This is a genomic window from Marinoscillum sp., assembly GCF_965229915.1.
In the GTDB taxonomy this organism is placed as follows: domain Bacteria; phylum Bacteroidota; class Bacteroidia; order Cytophagales; family Cyclobacteriaceae; genus Marinoscillum.
In genome coordinates, this window is sequence record NZ_CBDDJZ010000001.1 from 107,578 (window position 1) to 126,797 (window position 19,220).

The 19,220-nt window shown below is 42.8% G+C and carries 17 protein-coding genes; 10 read left to right on the top strand and 7 right to left on the bottom strand.

Annotation, left to right across the window (positions count from 1 at the left end; all coding sequences use genetic code 11):
- Positions 1-62: 62 nt before the first annotated feature.
- The 10 genes from ACO067_RS00475 to ACO067_RS00520 all read left to right on the top strand — a co-directional run bounded on the left by ACO067_RS00475 (position 63) and on the right by ACO067_RS00520 (position 9,553).
- Positions 63-989, top strand: coding sequence for a coiled-coil domain-containing protein (locus ACO067_RS00475; protein ID WP_421869139.1), 927 nt, complete (start codon positions 63-65; stop codon positions 987-989).
- Between the two features lie 88 nt (positions 990-1,077).
- Positions 1,078-1,437, top strand: a complete 360-nt coding sequence (rpsF, locus tag ACO067_RS00480) for a 30S ribosomal protein S6 (protein WP_421869142.1) — start codon at positions 1,078-1,080, stop codon at positions 1,435-1,437.
- The gene (gene rpsR, locus ACO067_RS00485) at positions 1,434-1,685 is read left to right on the top strand and encodes a 30S ribosomal protein S18 (protein WP_421869146.1); all 252 of its coding nucleotides are present in this window, start codon (positions 1,434-1,436) and stop codon (positions 1,683-1,685) included. The genes rpsF and rpsR overlap by 4 nt, the downstream gene beginning before the upstream one ends.
- A gap of 7 nt (positions 1,686-1,692) precedes the next feature.
- Positions 1,693-2,136 carry a 50S ribosomal protein L9 gene (gene rplI / locus ACO067_RS00490; protein ID WP_421869148.1) on the top strand — a complete coding sequence of 148 codons (444 nt, stop codon included), beginning with the start codon at positions 1,693-1,695 and terminating at the stop codon, positions 2,134-2,136.
- A 127-nt stretch (positions 2,137-2,263) separates the two neighbouring features.
- Complete coding sequence (locus ACO067_RS00495; protein WP_421869151.1) at positions 2,264-3,187, top strand: GSCFA domain-containing protein; 924 nt, start codon at positions 2,264-2,266, stop codon at positions 3,185-3,187.
- A gap of 50 nt (positions 3,188-3,237) precedes the next feature.
- Positions 3,238-5,274, top strand: coding sequence for a thioredoxin domain-containing protein (locus ACO067_RS00500; protein ID WP_421869153.1), 2,037 nt, complete (start codon positions 3,238-3,240; stop codon positions 5,272-5,274).
- 103 nt (positions 5,275-5,377) lie between these two features.
- A complete protein-coding gene (locus tag ACO067_RS00505; RefSeq protein ID WP_421869156.1) occupies positions 5,378-5,602 on the top strand; it encodes a hypothetical protein in 225 nt (74 codons plus the stop codon).
- Positions 5,603-5,647: 45 nt separating this feature from the next.
- Positions 5,648-8,113 carry a replication restart helicase PriA gene (gene priA / locus ACO067_RS00510; protein WP_421869159.1) on the top strand — a complete coding sequence of 822 codons (2,466 nt, stop codon included), beginning with the start codon at positions 5,648-5,650 and terminating at the stop codon, positions 8,111-8,113.
- Positions 8,113-8,844 (top strand): hypothetical protein, encoded by a 732-nt coding sequence (locus ACO067_RS00515; RefSeq protein WP_421869161.1) that lies wholly within the window; start codon positions 8,113-8,115, stop codon positions 8,842-8,844. The genes priA and ACO067_RS00515 overlap by 1 nt, the downstream gene beginning before the upstream one ends.
- A complete protein-coding gene (locus ACO067_RS00520; protein ID WP_421869163.1) occupies positions 8,816-9,553 on the top strand; it encodes a DUF6048 family protein in 738 nt (245 codons plus the stop codon). The genes ACO067_RS00515 and ACO067_RS00520 overlap by 29 nt, the downstream gene beginning before the upstream one ends.
- On the opposite strand, the gene surE is transcribed toward ACO067_RS00520, so the two are convergent.
- From surE to bglX, 7 genes are all read right to left on the bottom strand, one after another.
- Positions 9,550-10,323, bottom strand: a complete 774-nt coding sequence (gene surE / locus ACO067_RS00525) for a 5'/3'-nucleotidase SurE (RefSeq protein ID WP_421869166.1) — start codon at positions 10,321-10,323, stop codon at positions 9,550-9,552. The two genes, ACO067_RS00520 and surE, sit on opposite strands and share 4 nt — an antisense overlap.
- Before the next feature lie 10 nt (positions 10,324-10,333).
- A complete protein-coding gene (locus tag ACO067_RS00530; RefSeq protein WP_421869169.1) occupies positions 10,334-10,936 on the bottom strand; it encodes a hypothetical protein in 603 nt (200 codons plus the stop codon).
- Positions 10,937-12,160: a bifunctional 3,4-dihydroxy-2-butanone-4-phosphate synthase/GTP cyclohydrolase II gene (locus ACO067_RS00535; RefSeq protein WP_421869172.1), complete on the bottom strand. Its 1,224-nt coding sequence runs from the start codon at positions 12,158-12,160 to the stop codon at positions 10,937-10,939.
- A gap of 28 nt (positions 12,161-12,188) precedes the next feature.
- Positions 12,189-14,141, bottom strand: coding sequence for a DNA primase (gene dnaG / locus ACO067_RS00540; protein ID WP_421869174.1), 1,953 nt, complete (start codon positions 14,139-14,141; stop codon positions 12,189-12,191).
- A 79-nt stretch (positions 14,142-14,220) separates the two neighbouring features.
- Positions 14,221-15,135, bottom strand: coding sequence for an alpha/beta hydrolase (locus tag ACO067_RS00545; protein ID WP_421869177.1), 915 nt, complete (start codon positions 15,133-15,135; stop codon positions 14,221-14,223).
- Between the two features lie 10 nt (positions 15,136-15,145).
- Positions 15,146-16,651 carry a sulfatase gene (locus ACO067_RS00550; RefSeq protein ID WP_421869180.1) on the bottom strand — a complete coding sequence of 502 codons (1,506 nt, stop codon included), beginning with the start codon at positions 16,649-16,651 and terminating at the stop codon, positions 15,146-15,148.
- A 224-nt stretch (positions 16,652-16,875) separates the two neighbouring features.
- The gene (gene bglX / locus ACO067_RS00555; RefSeq protein WP_421869183.1) at positions 16,876-19,176 is read right to left on the bottom strand and encodes a beta-glucosidase BglX; all 2,301 of its coding nucleotides are present in this window, start codon (positions 19,174-19,176) and stop codon (positions 16,876-16,878) included.
- Between the last annotated feature and the right edge of the window lie 44 nt (positions 19,177-19,220).

Here is a 19,220-nt window from a genome sequence, read left to right on the forward strand (position 1 = left end):
AGAGACAATTATTATTTTCTCACTCAATCTTCTATTTTTGCACGAAATTTTGATTTTAACACATGGAGAATAATCAGCAACAAGGCATACCACAGGAAGCAAATCAATCCAAAAACAGAAACCCTATCTTCGTTATTGTGGTTTCTGTGCTTGTAGTTGCACTTGCATTTTTGGCTTATTTCTATTTCAACCTGCAAGAAGACAAGGAAGCTCAGGCGATCGAATTGAACAATACCTTATTAAAACTTGATAGCATTTCTACCGAGCTGGATGAAAAGATCCTGACGATTCGAGATCTAGGAGGCGAGATTGACACGTTAGTGAAAGTGAAGGAGAAACTGCAAGCAGAGCGCAAACTGTTGTTGACAGAGATCAGCAATCGTAAGAATATGATCTCCGAGCTTGAGGGCCGGGTGGATGGCTATCGGGAGCTTTTGCTTGCTAAGGATATCGAAATAGAGAAGCTGCAGCAGATCAACGATCAATTGATGACAGAGAATACCGAGTTGAAAACAGAAAAGCAACAACTCAACGAATCGCTGACTGAAGTAAACAAGGCCAAGGAAGAGCTAGCGGAAAAAGTTGCCTTTGCCTCAAGGCTTAAACTGGAAGGAATGACTGTATATGCAGTAAATGAAAGTGGCAAAGAAAGAGAGAACGAATTCCGCAACCGTCATATCGATCAGCTCAAAATCGCTTTTACCATAAGCGAAAACAAAGTAGCTCCTATCGAGGGGAAAGAAATACTTATACGCATCGTAGCTCCTGATGGCAATGTTCTCTTTGATGTAACTCGCGGTTCTGGTTCCTTTATGTTTGAAGGAAGAGAGCTATTCTACACGGCCAAGCAGGAAATACTATACGATAAAAACAGCCAGGCAGTGACCATGTTTTATGACAAGGGCAGCGAATATGCAGAAGGCAGACATATCGTAGAAGTGTACACCGATGAGTACCTGATGGGTTCGGGGACATTTATTGTGAAGTAATCTTCCTAAAGTCTATACAAATAGCTTTTTTCTAAAAAAATTAGCTAATTTTGCACTTCAAATTTTTATAGTTCATAGAAAAGCAATTATGAAACGAGATTACGAAACAGTATTCATTTTAACTCCCGTTTTGTCTGAAGCTCAGATGAAGGATGCTGTTGAAAAATTCAAGAATGTGTTGGTTGATGCTGGCGTAGAGCTAATCAACGAGGAAAACTGGGGCTTGAAAAAGCTCGCTTATCCGATCCAACACAAGACTACAGGTTTCTACAACCTATTTGAATTCAAGGCAGAACCATCCGTAATCAACAAACTTGAGACAGAGTACAGAAGGGATGAAAAAGTAATGAGATTCCTTACCACAGCTCTTGACAAGCACGCAGTTGTTTACAACGAGAGAAGAAGAAAAGGAGAATTCAACAAGAAAAAAGAGGAGGTAGCGTCATGACATTACAGAACGAACCTATCAACAGAGAGCAGAAAAAAGAAAAGTACTGCCGATTCAAGAAAAGTGGTATCAAATACATTGATTACAAGAACCCTGATTTCTTGTTGTCATTTGTAAATGAGCAGGGTAAACTTCTCCCAAGAAGAATCACCGGCACCAGCTTGAAATACCAGAGAAAAGTATCTCAGGCCGTAAAAAGAGCAAGACACCTTGCTTTGTTACCATATGTTACAGACTCTCTAAAGTAAGCGAAGGATGGATATTATATTAAGAGAAGATATCAAAGGTCTAGGATACAAAAACGATATCGTGAGCGTAAAGCCAGGATATGGTAGAAACTTCCTTATTCCTCAAGGTATGGCGATCATCGCAAGCGATAGCAACAAAAAGATGATTGCTGAGAACGTAAGACAGGCAGCTCACAAAGCAGAGAAAGTCAAAGGTGATGCTGAGGATCTTGCTAAGAAAATTGGTGATACTGCATTGGAGATCAAAACAAAAGCTGGTGAATCCGGTAAGATCTTCGGAGCGGTAACTGCACTGCAAGTAGCTGATGCTCTTGCTGCAAAAGGTTTCGATATTGATCGAAAGAAAATCAGTTTCGTTGGATCTATCAAGGAACTTGGCGAGCACAAAGCTGTTCTTGATTTGCACAAAGAAGTACATCATGAAATTACCTTGAACGTAGTTCCTGAGTAATTACCATATACATTTTTAAGAAAACCCTGATTTCTCACGAGATCAGGGTTTTTTATTTCATCTTCAGTAAATTGGTCTTGTGTTTACACTTCCTTTTGACATATCACCCTGCCCAACCAAGATCAGGTTGAAAGATCCGATCTTTAGTATTGGATCGTGCTTTTCTGATAACATAGGATCTAAACTGCGTGAAAACAAGTTTGATGTAGTCACCAACCCATTAGGTATTATCTACAACCCCTACTCCATTTTCAAGAACCTGAAACTACTACTTAGTGAAGGTCTAGATCCCAACAATTTCATCAAACGTGGCAATATATACTTTCACTGGGATACGCACAGTGCTATTTCGGGTACGGAGATTAACCAGTTCAAAGAACTGCTGGAGGAAAAAAGCAGACTATCCAAACAAAGTTTGATAGCTGCCGAATGGTTGGTCATAACACTAGGAACCATCTACACCTACCGATACCGAGGCAATGACATGATCGTGGCTAACTGCCACAAAGTACCTCAGAAAGAGTTTGAAAAGCAGACCCTTACTCATGAGGAAATTGTGGAGGACTACCAGGAGACAATGGAGCTGGTTCGCTCAATAAACCCACGCATCAAGGTGATATTGACAGTGAGCCCTGTTAGGCATATACGCGATGGACTGATTGCAAATAACATCAGTAAAGCCACTTTGTTGCAGGCTGTTCACGACATTGTACGTTCGGATAAGGACTCCTACTATTTCCCATCTTATGAAATCATGATCGACGAGTTGAGAGATTATCGTTTTTACAAAAGCGATATGATCCACCCTTCGGAGCAAGCCATTAATTACATTTGGAATAAGCTCTCTAAGGTGTTTTTTGATCAGGAAACCCAACGATTCATTGACAATTGGTCCAAAATACTCAAGTCATTGAGTCACAAGCCTTTTCACCCCAATACGCCGGAGCATCAAAAGTTCCTGAATTCAACTATCAAGAAACTGGAGGAACTTGAAGACAAAGTAGATGTTACAGAGGAAATAAGCTTTGTCAAAAACCAGTTGATCGAATGAACAGAGTAGTTCATCTACTTCCACTTCTCATTCTTATAAATTGCCAGCAAATGTCTTCAGAACGCACTGCAAACAATCAGAACAAACTTGCTAATACTTCAAGCCCCTATTTATTACAGCATGCCGACAACCCGGTAAACTGGTATCCGTGGGGTCAAGAAGCTTTGGAAAAGGCCGAGAAGGAGAACAAACCTATACTTCTCAGCATAGGCTACTCCTCTTGCCATTGGTGTCACGTAATGGCTCATGAGTCCTTTGAAAACGAAGAGATTGCAGCCATTATGAACGAAAACTTCATCAACATCAAGTTGGATCGCGAAGAACGACCCGACATTGACAATATCTACATGGATGCAGTGCAGGTGATGGGTTTGCGTGGTGGCTGGCCGCTTAATGTCTTTCTCACCCCAGATCAAAAGCCGTTTTATGGAGGCACCTATTTCCCTCCAGACCAGTGGAAAAGGCTACTCACCTCCGTAGCTGATGCTTACACTAACAAGTACGAACAGCTGGCTCAGTCGGCTGATCAGTTTGCAGAAAATCTCAATCAAAGTGAGGCTCAGAAATACGGGTTAATGTATGCAGAAGAACAACTGACGATGCATGATTTTGACTCTGCCTACCAAAGTTTGGCGAAAAAGTTTGATCCGAAATGGGGTGGATTTCAGCGAGCACCCAAGTTTCCCATGCCAGTAGTGTGGAACTACTTGCTGACCTATGCCGACCTCTCAGGGTCAAAAGAAGCGATCGATCACCTCACTTTCACACTTGATAAAATGGCCTATGGAGGCATTTACGATCATCTTGGCGGTGGCTTTGCCAGATATAGCGTGGATGGTCAATGGCACGTTCCGCATTTTGAAAAAATGCTCTATGACAATGGACAGCTACTTTCACTTTATGCTGATGCTTACAAATTGACCAAAAAACCACAATACCTGGAGGTCATTTCTGGAATTACTGACTGGCTAGAGAGAGAAATGACAGATACGTCCGGCGGTTTTTACAGTGCGCTGGATGCAGACAGTGAAGGTGAAGAAGGTAGATTTTATGTGTGGACTTTTGAGGAATTCAAGGACATAGCAGGCAAAGACTTCTCCCTGCTGGCAGAGTACTATGATGTCTCCAAGAAAGGCAACTGGGAAGATGAAAAAAATGTACTCAGAATGCTGGAATCGAAAGAAGTCTTTGCTGATGACATGGAAATGCCTGTAGAAGAAATAGAAAAAATCCTGGAAGCGTTTAAAACCAATGCCATGAAGGTCAGATCTCAACGTATCCGACCAGGTCTTGACTCTAAAATACTCACGGGCTGGAATGCCCTCATGCTGTCTGGGCTCTGCAAAGCCTATCAAGCCACTGGCTCTAGTACCGCCAAAAAGCTAGCCAGGGAAAATGCCAGATTCATCACCGAGCAGTTAACTAAAGATGGCCATCTCATCCGAGTAAAAGGCGAAAACATACCAGCGTATCTGGAAGACTATGCAGCGGTGATTCAGGCGTTTATATTGTATTACGAGACCTTCTTTGACGAGGCTTATTTGCGCCAAGCCAGGATACTTGCCAACAGAAGTTTGGAAAGATTTTTTGATCCGGATGAACAACTCTTCTACTATACCAGCAACCAATCCGAACAACTGATTGCCAGGAAAAAAGAGATCTTTGACAATGTAATACCCGCCTCCAACTCTATAATGGCCGAAAACCTCTACAAGTTAGGCTTGATGTACGATGATGTTGACTATAAAAGTACTGCGCTGCAAATGGTTTTGATGGTCAACAAACTGATCAAACAAGAGCCAGAATACCTTGCCAATTGGGCCTCTACCTCTCTGAAGATGATTCGTCCGACAGCTGAAATACTCTGTGTTGGGGATGATTACAAACAGCAGATGCAAGCGATGAACAGGCACTATTTCAGCAACGTCATTCTGATGGCTAATGCCGGTACAAGCCAACTTCCATTGTTCGAATACAAAGAACCTCTCAACGGTCGTACTACCTTCTTTGTCTGTTATGACAAGGTTTGTGAAAAACCAGTGCATGATATTTCAATTGCAATCGAAAAGGTTCATGAGGTGAAATAACAAGTTCATCCGTCGGTTTTTCGGTTTCGACCAAATTCAATATGATTGTTAACGAATAATCCCTAATTTCAACAAATAGAAATTATAAACCGGCACCTTAACCATGAAGTTATATCACGAGGAGAAAGCATATCTTGAGGCATTCAAGAAAAAGGTTACCAGCGATGCGGACATCAGCAAAGAAGAAATCATGGAGATGATTACCAAATTTGAGGATGTGGTGGAGATGACTACTGTAACTGTCAAAATCATCGATCGACTCATGAATAACATCGACCGTCTGAAACAAGACACTCAAAAAGAAATAGCCTCCATTAAGAAGCCTTAATCATTTTTCCCTTCTCTGTGCGCTTTGTGAATTAGATTTGTGCACTTGAGATTTCTTGAAGTCATATTACCCCTTCCCCTTCCGGGTACATTTACTTACAGTTTTTCAGAAGTATTATATCCTGACCCCAAAGTTGGTGCGCGGGTGATCGTACAGTTTGGAAAGCGCAAGATCTATACTGGTATCATAGCGTCTATCCACTCCGAATCTCCAACTGGTTACGATCCGAAAGAGATCATTGACCTGGTGGATACTGAACCAATCGTCAATGATGTTCAGCTCACTTTCTTCAATTGGATCAGTCAATACTACATGTGTTCGGTTGGTGAAGTGATGAATGCGGCACTTCCCGCTGGTTTAAAAATCTCCTCTGAATCCTACCTTTCACTAAATCCAGATATCGATCTGGAGGAGCTGGAATTGACCGAAAAAGAAGAGGTAGTCATTCGCCATTTGATCTCTGGGGACGTCAAACTGAACGAAGTTGGACCTATCCTGGACATTAAGTCGCCCTACAACTACATTAAAAAACTCAAGGATAAAAATGCCATTCAGGTATTCGAGCAAGTAAAGGATAAGTACAGCCCTAAGAAAGAAACCTGGATTCGACTCAATGAAGTGTACAACAATGAAGATGCTCTTGATCAATTGAGTGAATCACTTGAAAGCAAAACTAAACAACTCGAAGTGCTAGTCGCTTATTTGAGATTGGTCCCTCTATTCGAATTTCCGAGCAAAAATCAAGACGGCATTTCCAAAAAGGCATTGACCAATGAAGGAATTAGTCAATCCTCACTCAAAACACTCACTAAAAAAGGATTCTTCGAAGAATGGGAAAAAAATGTCTCCCGATTAGAAGGAATTTTAGGCACTCCAGATACTTCTGGCATAGATCTCTCTGCTGCTCAAACTACTGCTCGAGAGGAAATACTGAAGGCATTTGAAAGTAAATCCACTGTGCTCCTACACGGAGTAACAGGGAGTGGTAAGACGGAAGTATACATATCACTAATATCTAGTATACTGGATAATGGTGGCCAGGTGCTCTATTTACTCCCCGAAATTGCTTTGACCACCCAAATAATCAAACGCCTATCGAAAGTATTCGGCGATCAATTCGGAGTATTTCATTCCAGATACTCAGACAATGAGCGAGTAGAAGTCTGGCAAAAAGTGCAGCAAGGTGAATACAATTTTGTAGTGGGTGTACGAAGTGCTGTCTTTCTGCCCTTCAGTGACTTGTCACTGATCATTGTAGACGAGGAGCACGAGCCTAGTTTCAAGCAACACGAACCCGCTCCACGTTACCATGCCCGGGATGCGTCTATTTACCTGGCTTCTATGTTTCATGCCAAAACCCTTCTTGGCACCGCTACACCTGCTCTAGAAACTTATCACAATGCCCTGGATGGTAAGTATGGTCTGGTCAAATTGGAAGAGCGATTTGGCCAAGTATCTACACCACGAGTCAAGTTTGCCAACCTGGTGATGGAGCGCAAGCAAAATAAAATGAAAGGCAACTTCAGCCACACCCTGCTGAAGGCAATCAATGATACGCTCAACCGTAACAAACAGGTCATTCTTTTCCAGAACCGTCGGGGCTATGCTCCGTATGTTACCTGTCATAATTGCGGGTACATCCCAAAATGTGCTCAATGTGACGTGAGTCTCACGTATCACAGCTTTCAAAACCTACTGGTCTGTCACTACTGTGGCTATAAGTCAGAGATGATCACGGAGTGTTTTCAGTGTCAAAGTACCGAGATTAAAACCATGAACTTTGGTACTGAAAAGATTGAAGAAGAATTGGAGATTATGATTCCAGAAGCACGTATTCGGCGGATGGACCTGGATTCTACCAGAAGTAAATACAGCTACCAGAAAATCATTGATGAATTTGAAAATGGTGAAATAGACATCCTGGTGGGTACTCAAATGGTCAGCAAAGGGCTTGATTTTGGAGGAGTGGAACTGGTCGGAGTATTTGATGCTGATCGAATGATTCATTTTCCTGATTTCAGATCACACGAACGCGCTTACCAGCTGATGCATCAGGTAAGCGGCCGGGCAGGAAGAAGAGCAGATCAGGGACAGATAATCATTCAAACCAACGATCCAGACCAGCCTATTCTTCAGCGCCTCAACCACCAGGATTATGTTGGATTCTATCAGGCAGAGTTATTGGAGCGCCAACAATTTCAGTACCCTCCTTTTTACCGAATCATCAACGTTACCTTCAAGGATAATGACAAGCAGACAGCCGGTGATGCTGCCCGATTTTACAGTATGGAAATACGAAAGCACCTGGGTGATGCCCGTGTGAATGGTCCTATAGAGCCACTAATTGGCAAAATAAGGAACCAATACCTTTTTGAAATATTTATTAAAGTAGAAAAACAAGGAATAAACCTCACCGCGTTAAAAGAATTCCTACTTAATTCGCGTAATATATTACTGAGCCAACGTTCCTATAAGAGCGTGCGAGTAATATTTGATGTAGATGCTATTTAATGAATAAGTACTTAGTCATATTAGGAGTTTGGTTATATGTGGCATGGGGATGTGATCCATGTGCAGACTGTGGAGAACCGTTAGTCTATGACCCTACTGTAAAAATGGTTTTCATCAATCAGGACAGCATCAATCAACTATCTGATAGTGTGAATATCAACAAAGACTCCCTTTCTGCTTTGAGCAGCTTAAGGACAGCCGCAAACGACACCATCTCTAACCTTACCGACACTATCTCTGCTCTCCAAGATCTCATTGATGCCGGCAATCAAGAGTATAGTGATGAATTAGCTTATTTTACACAGATTTCGGACTCTATCGAAGATGTAAGAACCCTTCTAAGCAGTAAAACCAAGGCACTGGATAGCCTCAATAAGCTATTAAACGCCGCGATTACCACCATGAACAGTGGCAATGTTCAACTAAAGAATGTAGTACTCCAAAACAATGGAACCGAGCTAGTTTATGAAGATACCATGAGCAGGTTTTCCTTGCCACTCCTACTAGGAACTGTGGGCGAATACATGGAAACGACCTACGACATGACCATAGGCGATGAATCTTATTCTATTAGCATTGGGTATGAAACCTTTGAGACAATAGATGACGCGAGAATAGCCAGAGTGAGAGCTCGTAATACTGACATTGTATTCAGCTCCTTTGACTCACTTAAAGTAAATTGCCCGACAGACTGTATCAGTGATGAAACGACCGTTACTCTATATTTCTAGCTTTTTCATTCTTGGTCTTGCCTGGAGTCAAACGCTTGCTGATATGCCTGCTCAAGACACGATTAGGCAGGATACTCTGGTAGCTAATCCGGTGATCCCCAAAGAGCCAGCACAACCATTCAGTATATCTTTTTTGATTGATTATGGCAAACCGGCAGTATCGCTTATCAGCGATGAACAGCGCTATGAAGGGGGTTTAAATCTGCTGTTCTTTGACCACTACTCCATCATTGCAGAATACGGCTATGGCAGTCTGCATCCACGCAATGCCTTACAGAATGGCAACTACTACTCTGAAGGAAATTACTTTAGAGTTGGTGGTGGTTACCTCAATACGATCGGACCCAAAAGCAAACTTGGATTTAGTGTTCGCTATGGACAAAGTACATTCAAGGATCGTGGTGAAATATTTGTGGAAAGTGCCTCAGGCATTCAGGAAGGTTATGAAACCACTTTTGGCCCAAGAAGCTCAGAAGCAAGATGGATAGAACTAGTGGTTACTTCTGAAAGCCGAATCATTTTCAACAAAGAAAATCAGGATGCGAGAATCAATCACTTATTTTCTCTAGGATTCCACATTCGGCTAAGGTTTATGTCATCCTACGACCGCTACCCTATCTATGATACCTATGCCGTGCCTGGGTATGGACGCACTGTAAACAACCCCAATCCTGCAGTTAATGTCTATTTGAGGTTCACTCCTTTTTAGACATCCCACTCGTCATTGAGTATGCGGATGGCGTGATGTCCTGTGAGATCAAACTGGCAAGGAACCAATGACACATAATTGTTAGCAATGGCCCATTCATCATTATCCTCACCCTTATCATGGTTGACAAAGTTTCCAACCATCCAGAAGTACTTCCGACCGTGAGGGTCTACTCGCTGATCAAAATCTTCTTCCCAACGAGCATTAGCCTGGCGACATATTTTTATTCCCTTAATGGGTTCTTTCTGTTTAGCCGGAATATTCACATTCAGTGCAATCCCTTTTGGGATTCCCTTTTCTAGTGTTTCTTTGGTAATCTGAATAATCTGCTCGTCAAAGTGCTCCAGCTTGGCATCTGTATCATAGTCACACAATGAGAAACCAATGGCGGGTGTCCCCTCAATGGCCGCTTCGATGGCAGCACTCATAGTACCGGAATACAAGACACTAATCGATGTATTACTCCCATGGTTGATGCCACTGACCACCAGATCAGGTTTGCGGTCTTTGAGCAAATGATGCTTGGCTAGCTTTACACAATCGGCCGGAGTGCCACTGCATTCGTAAGCCATGATCTCCTCACCAAACAGCCTGTTTTCCTTCAGACGCAGGGTGTCTCCAACTGTAATGGCATGCCCCATTCCAGATTGTGGACTATCTGGAGCTACCACCACCACTTCTCCTAAAGTAGTCATTAGATCTACGAGTTTTTTAATGCCTTTGGAGGTAATACCGTCATCATTAGAAACAAGGATCAGTGGTTTGGACATAGTTGTTGGTTTATAGTGAATTGTAAAATGCTGTGATTCGTATGAGATCTCTGATCTCGTCGGTTTTCAATTTATTTTTCTTGATATAGTCTTTCACATCGCGCTCATGCTTTGTCATGATCGCAAGTAAATCCGCCTTTTTGCCGGTGTAAGAATCGATGTTTCCTTGCTTATCCAGGAAGTAAAATGTATAATTTACCACATCCCTAACAAAGCTTCCTCCCCAATAGGCCGAGCTATTGGATACTGTCTCCTGGACCACAGCCTCTCTGGAAAGCAGAGATAATGGCCCTTCATACAGCACTTCAAATAAGATCGGAATCTTATAGTTGTAGTTGACATTGTAAGGGATGGAATAGAACTGACGGTAACTGGATACGATCTTGTCATAGATCTCAAAATAAAAGACCTTGTGACTACTGTAGGTCTTGACTATCTGGTTCTGAATCACCTGCACAATATTGGATTCCATATCGTACTTAAGCAATCCCTGAAGGGTATCCTGATCAGAAGTTACCAGAAACCCGTCATGCCAAACTTCACTGGAAAACTCCTGGCAAACTCCCTTGAACGTAAATAACCATAAGAAAATAAGGAAAAATGATTTTCTCATTTAATGTTTCATCTTAAGAATTTCGTGCCCCATCTTGTCGCGCTTGGTTTCAAGATACTTCTTGTTATGGACATTAGGGGTCACCTCAATAGCTACATTTTCCACAATTTCCAGGCCATATCCCATCAGCCCAACTCTTTTTTTCGGGTTATTAGTAATTAATTTCAATTTAGTGATTCCCATCTTTCTCAGGATCTGTGCTCCCACTCCATAGTCTCGCTGATCCATCTTGAATCCAAGCTTTAGGTTGGCTTCCACAGTGTCCAAACCTTCCTCCTGGAGTTTGTAGGCTTTTAGCTTATTGACCAGGCCTATACCTCTTCCTTCCTGATTCATGTATAGTACAACACCCTTGCCTTCTTTCTCCACCATCTGCATGGCGCTGTGGAGCTGATTGCCACAGTCGCAGCGATAAGATCCGAAAATATCCCCTGTAACACAACTGGAGTGAACCCGCACCAAAACGGGTTCGTTTTCTTTCCACTCTCCTTTAAACAGTGCCAAATGCGTTTCCCCGGTGGTGGTTTGTTTGAAAGCCTTGAGTTTGAACAACCCATGTTCGGTTGGCATATCTACCGTGATTTCCTCCGTTACCAAAGACTCTTTTTCCAGTCTGTAGGCAATCAGATCTTTAATAGAAACCAATTTCAGGTTGAACTTATCTGCAATTACACGAAGGTCAGGTAGCCGGGCCATGGTTCCATCTTCCTTGAGTATTTCTACCAGCACACCGCCTGGCTCCAGTCCTGCTAGCCGTGCGAAATCCACTGTGGCTTCAGTATGTCCTGCTCTTCTAAGAACACCACCAGACTTAGCCTTTAATGGAAATATATGTCCCGGGCGACCCAGGTCTTCTGGCTTTGTGTTGGGGTTAACTAAAGCCTGAATGGTCTTGGCTCGATCGGAGGTACTAATACCAGTAGTGGTGCCATGACCCAGCAGATCTACCGAAACAGTGAAAGGAGTCTCATGAGTGGCCGTATTCTTGCCAACCATTAGCTCCAGACCTAGCTCTTCGCATCGCTCTTCCAGTAAGGAAGCACAAATCAAACCTCTTCCTTCCTTGGACATAAAGTTGATAATATCGGGGGTTACCTTTTCTGCTGCACAGATGAAATCTCCTTCATTTTCACGATCCTCATCATCTACCACGATGATGATCTCTCCATTCCGCACTGCCTCTATGGCTTCTTCTATTGGGTCCAGCAAGTGGTCTCTATCCATTGTTGTTTATTTACTATCTATATACAAATTACTTCACTGTCACGTTCCCGAGCATCTTAGCAATGCTCATCTCAATTTTTTTCAATTCATTGATCTCATCCAATATGATATCAATAGCATCTACATCCGCTGATTCTTTGAGTTTCTTCGTTTCCTCTTCTACCAAATGCTGCACAATTCTAAACTTTAACCTCAAAATATTGGAATAAGTTATATCCCGCAGCTTATCAGTCTCTTTGGGCACATAAATCTGAAACTTCTTATTCCAATTTTCACTCACCTCATGTCTTGGAGTCATTAGGTCCACCACCACTCTCTTGACCTCTTCACTACCATGATCCAGCAGGAAGTCCCCATCTATGATGAATCCTTCGTTGAGCTTGGTTTTGAATAATTCCAATATCTCGCGATAGACGGGATTGGTAAACTGGACTTCATCTACCTCGGTGAGAAAGTAAGAGATCAAATCCTGATCAATGGATTCTTGATTGAGGATACTGTGCTTCCCATAGTTGACCAACACCCGAATACTTTCTTTCTCTTGCAGCTCAATGACCTTTAGAATGTCGTTATCACTAAAGGTTTCCTCTTTCCCTTCTAGGAATTCAGTTGAAACCCTCTCCTCTTTAAAGTTTTGCTTGCCATCTTCCTTTCTCTCCTCTTTTGCCCGAATAAGGATCTGTTTGTTGGTTTCTCGCAGAAGAGATTCCATTTGTATTCCAAGAAGGGAACTACATTCTTTAATGAATAATTCTTGTCTGGGGGCACTACGAATTAATGAAAGAGTACGAGCAATTTCAGAAGCTATTTCGGCCTTTTCAAGTGGACCTTTTGCAGTCTCAAGTAATACTTTAGTTTTAAAGGTTATAAAGTCCTCTTTTTGAGACTCTAAATAATGCTTATAGTTAGAAGGGTTGTATTTCTTACTGAGACTGTCTGGATCTTCACCTTCAGGAAGCCTTATTGCTTTTAGATTGAATTCATCTCCCTCAAGTTGCTTTAAAAGAATATCAAATCCTCTAAAAGAGGCTCTAATGCCAGCCGCATCACCATCAAAGATTACAGTAATATTGCTTGTATACCTTCTGATCAGTTTGATCTGCTCCTCGGTAAGAGCGGTTCCAGAAGAAGAGACGACATTTTTGATTCCGGTCTGATGCATGGAAATAACATCAGTATAACCTTCTACCAGAAAGATGTTATCCTCTTTTCTTACTTCTTGCTTGGCTTGATACAAACCATACAGAATCCGACTTTTGTTGTATAGTTCGGTTTCCGGTGAATTGATATACTTCGGCTGCTTCTTGTCTTTGGAGAGCGTACGAGCTCCAAATGCAACTACTTTTCCAGATATGTTATGAATTGGGAAAATGACTCGATTGCGAAAGCGGTCATATACCTTTCCTTCCTCTTTGGAAATGACCAACCCAGCTTCTTCCAGCAATACTTTTTTGTATCCTTTTCCCTCTGCTGTTTTGAGCAAGTCATCCCAGGAATCAATCGTGTACCCAAGTTCAAAGTCTTTTACTGACTCATCGGTGAACCCCCGTTCTTTGAAATAGCTCAGTCCTATGGACTTGCCTTGCTCATGATTCCAAAGCAGATCGACAAAATGGTCCTTGGCGAAGTTGAGTAGGATGAAAAGGCTCTCACGTTTGTTTTGAGCTTCCTGCTGCTCGTCTGTCTGCTCCTCCTCTACGATCTCCACACCATAGCGCTGTGCCAGGTATTTGAGAGCTTCCACATAAGACAGGCCATCTACTTCCATCAAAAAAGTGATGGCATCACCGCCTTTGCCGCTGCTGAAATCCTTGAAAATTCCTTTGGAAGGAACTACGTAAAAGGAAGGTGTCTTCTCGTTGGTAAATGGGCTGAGTGCCTTGTAGCTTGATCCCGAGCGCTTTAGTGTGACAAAATCACCCACCACCTCCACAATATCCATGCGGTTTTTGATTTCTTCTATGGTAGCAGGGCTTATCATTCGCTCGTTAAAAATTGCGGTTTAGGATCGCAAATCTAAGCGATTTCAGAAGAAGGTTTCCTCAAAAAAGATGCTAAGTCTATTCAGACTTGCAAAAGCTGAATTCTACTCCATAATTACATGCTCGCTCGCCTTCACTGACTACTGAATGACCTTGAACAGAACCTTCTCGTCTAATGACCCATTCCAGAAACAGATTGAGATGTTTTAGGTATTTTTCTTCTATTGGTTTGGAGGCCCATTCATGTCCTCCTCCACAATCTGTAAGCAAGTAATAAGGTTTGTCCAATGATTTTAGTTTCATAGCCAAAGGATAGGAGCCGTAAAGCATCATGAAACCCGTTTCATTCGGTTCACAATAATGATGAGGTGCGTTGGAATAAGGAACCAGATTATCACAGGTGCCATGAAAAAAAGCAGATGGAACAGCCGTATCTTCATTGATCCATCGCTCATCCAGCAGTGCACCAGCCATGCTGATCATTCCACCATATCGAAAACCCTCCGGCAATATGCCTTCCCGAGTCTTCTGCCAATACACAGCGTGCAGCACTGCTTCAGCACCCGCACTACTTCCAGCCAGTACTATTTTATTTCTATCTATCCCCAGCTCTTCACTCCGCTCTAGCAGGTAAGCCACTGATTGATTTACATTTTGAGCAGACACTAATAAGGTATTGATCTTGTTTTGAACCGGCTGATCACAACTAAAGGACTGCCCCTTCATGGTCAGGTGATAGGAAATGGTGGCCGTCACCCAACCCTCAGCAGCATACCGTTCACAAAACTCTATGTGCTGTGGTTCATCACGTTTGCCCCCAGAAAAGCCCCCACCATGCACATAAATGAGCACTGGTTTATTCGCATTTTTAGTCATGGGTACGAACAGGTCCATGGATAGCGTATCCTCATAGATGACTGTTTCACGTTTGATTTTTTGGCCAACCAATGATCCTGTAAGAAGCAAGCAGGCCGCAATAATGAAATAACGCATTTAATGTCTGTTAATAAGTCCCTCGATAAATATGATCGAAGCGCTTGCCATAGTCAGGTTTTAAAGGCATGGACTCTCCACCTGTTTCTTCCAGCCAGGTAAAGAGTGCATCTCGCAAGCCTTTAGCCACATCCGCATATGCTTCGTCACGTATCAAGTTACGCATTTCATTGGGATCGTTCTCAATATCATAGAGTTCATTGATATCCCAAATGCCGTGATACCTGATAAACTTGTATTTGGATGTCCTTACTGCATGGACTGTTGGCGTTTGCGGAAAAGGTCTTTCCCAGAAATATTCGTAATAAACCGTATCACGCCAGGCTATAGGCTGATCATACAGCAATGGCTTGAAGGAATTGCCATTCATATGGTCCTTTACTCCTAATCCGGCAAAGTCCATCACCGTAGGTGCTATATCTACATTTTGGACCACTTCACTGAGTTTCGTTCCAGCTGGTAAGTCCCCTCCCATCGCCAGCATTGGCACGCGCATGGACTCCTCATACGCCTGTCGTTTATCAATCAAGCCATGCTCTCCAAAAGAAAAGCCATTGTCACCCATGTAGATCACTATAGTGTTTTCCAATAAACCATTCTGCTCCAGGTAATTAACCACCTTCCCTATGCTTTCATCCACTGAAAGCAGCGTCTCGCAATAGCGCTTGTAAAAATCTTCGAACGATATCTGACCATGATACATATAGTCTACACCATGCCAGCTATTTCTTTGAGCTTTTGCCCAATTTGGCAAATCATCAAAGTTATATTCCTCTTTAGTAACTGTACTACGTTCATGTCCTGGAGGAAACATGGTTGGAGGATAAGCCACCTCCTCGTTTTCATACTTTCCTAAGTGTCTTGGTGCTGGTTTGAAGTCCGCATGTACACCCTTGTGCGAGAGGTAAAGAAAAAACGGCTTGGAGGTATCTCTTTTCTCTATAAAGTCAATGGCATAATCGGTCAAAACATCAGTTACATATGCCGAATCCGTATGAGTCTCCTCCCGTCCATTCACATTCATCACTGGGTTGAAGTACACACCCTGACCTTTAAAACTAGCCCAATAATCAAAGCCAGGACGCTTCCCACTGTGGTGCTCACCCATATGCCATTTACCGATGAAACCCGTCTGATAACCGGCTTCTTCTTTCAAATACTTAGGAAAAAACGTAGTTCCTTCCGGCACCAAAGACTGATTATCAACTACCCGGTGATTGTGCGCATACTGCCCGGTGAGGATACTCGCACGACTGGGAGAGCAAAGTGATGTACTGACAAATGCATTTTCAATATGAACTCCCTCTCTAGCCATCCGATCCATATTGGGTGTTTCCAGAAATGGCACCTTACCGGTAAATCCCATAAAATCATAGCGATGATCGTCACTAAGAATGAAAATAACATTTTTCTGATTTGAGCGATCAATTTTAGGTGAGTTTGGATTAGATGTCTCTGTGCTACAAGCACTTAAAATCGAACAAATAATAATACCTGATAGAGTTAGATAGCGCATTTACGATACTTTTTGGTCAACACTTCTTCACAAATTTGGATAAAAATATGCCGAAGGCAGCAGCATCTGATTCAAGGTGAAATTCGCAATTTTCACCAAGTTGTCTATTTCCTTTACTCACCCTGGATGCTTACAAACCTCCGGCTCGACTGTCGAAAATGATGAAGAAGTATTTAACTAATAAAACGACAATCGTGTAACTACAATTAATGGTAGGCAACCAATTACCTGGACCAGTTGATGGTTGCTATATCAAGGTCTTCAGAATTAGTACCTACCATAATTTCAAAAGCTCCCGGCTCCCATACATAGTTCAACTCATAGTTATAGAACTTGAGATCCTCGGGAGTAATTTCAAATGTTACTTTCTTCGATTCACCAGCCTTAATCAACACTTTTTGAAAGCCTTTTAACTCTTTAACAGGTCTGGTTACTGAACCTACCACATCTCGGATGTATAGCTGGACCACTTCTTTACCGTCTAAGTCACCTTTATTGGTTACTTCCATGGATGCTGTAAGTGTTTGATTACCTGTTAGTTCAGTAGCACTCAAATGGAGCGTTCCATACTCAAAATCGCTGTAGCTTAAACCATAACCGAACGGATACAATGGCTGGTTGGACACATCCAGATAATTGGACTTGAACTTCTGAAACCACTGACCTTCAGGTAATGGACGACCTGTTCGTTTGTGGTTATAATAAATCGGAATTTGCCCAGTATTTTGAGGAATAGAAACACTGAGTTTGCCTGATGGATTCACGTCTCCAAAGAGCACATCAGCAATAGCGTCTCCCGCCTCGCTTCCAGCAAAGAACACATTCAAAATCGACGGAATATTTTCAGACTCCCACTTCATAGCCAGTGGACGGCCAGCTAAAACCACAGCTACAATCGGCTTTCCGGTCTTGAGCAGAGCTTCCATCATTCGGCGCTGGTTTTCAGGGATCTCAATATTGGACATGCTTGAGCTCTCACCAGAAGACTCAGAAGCTTCACCAATGACTGCTACTACGACATCCGACGAACGAGCTACTCTCACTGCCTCACCGATCATCTCAGCTTCTGATCGCTCGTCTCTGTAGGTTGGTTTACCGAAGATGCTGATACGTGACTCCAGGTCGGCATCACCCACCACATTGCAACCACGGGCATACTGAATGGTTGCATTTTTACCAACCGCATTTTTCAATCCCTGCATGATGGAAACTGACTTGGTGAAGTCACCAGCCACACTCCAAGTGCCGGCCATATTCTCCACATTGTTGGCAAGAGGGCCAATCAAAGCAATTTTACTTGATTTGTTCAGAGGCAATATTTTGCCTTCGTTTTTCAAAAGGACAATAGACTCAGCTGCAGTCTCGCGGGCTTTTTGCCTGTTGGCGGTTGTGAATATTTCTGTTTTCGCACGATCCAGGTTGCAGTATTTGTATGGGTCATCAAACAAGCCGAGTTTAAACTTGGCTTCTAAAATTCTTCTACACGCCTGATTTACTTGTGCCTCCGTGACTAAACCTTGCTCAATGGCATTCTTGGTTTGATCTAGCAAAGCATCACTCACCATGTCCATATCGATACCCGCATCAAGCGCTCTTGCAGCTACTGTGAGTGTATCACCAATTCCATGGTCTACCATTTCATTGATGCCCGTGTAGTCTGTCACCACAAAGCCATCAAATCCCCACTGATTTCTAAGCACCTCAGTCATCAGCCATTTATTGGCGGTGGCTGGTACGCCATCTACTTCATTGAATGAAGCCATGACACTGCCTACCCCAGCATCTACTGCAGCCTTATATGGTGGAAAGTATTCGTTATACATGCGAATGCGACTCATATCCACAGTATTGTAATCTCTACCTGCTTCAGGTGCTCCATAAAGCGCGTAGTGTTTCACACAAGAGAGCATGGTGTTATTCGCAGTGAGATCGTCGCCCTGGTAGCCACGCACCATCGCTTTAGCAATCTCGGAACCGAGGTAAGTATCTTCTCCTGATCCTTCGGAAATCCGTCCCCAACGAGGGTCACGGGATACATCCACCATCGGTGAAAAGGTCCAGGCAATACCATCCGCAGTAGCTTCATTGGCAGCAAGTCGTGCTGACTGCTCCACCAAATCCATGTCCCATACGCAAGACATTCCAAGAGGTATCGGGAACAAGGTCTTATAACCATGAATCACGTCCATCCCAAAGATCAAAGGAATACCAAGACGCGTTTCCTCTACAGCCACTTGCTGTGTCTGTCGGATTTTTTCAGCGGTTCGGATATTAAACAATCCTCCTACTTTTCCTTCCTTAATTTTCGCGACTATACCTGTGCTCTGGGCGAGACCCGTATTGATATCTCCGGCGGCCGGTAAGTTGAGCTGACCAATCTTCTCCTCTAGTGTCATCAGTGCCATCACCGAGTCGATTCGAGCGGCATAGGGTGACTCATTCGACAGCTTTTGATTGCCTTCTCTCTGGGAGCAACTCAAAACTGTCAAGGTTATAATCAATAGGACTATATATGTTTTCTTCATCTCAATGAAATAATTCTAATTTTCTCCATTTCAAATCCATCTTG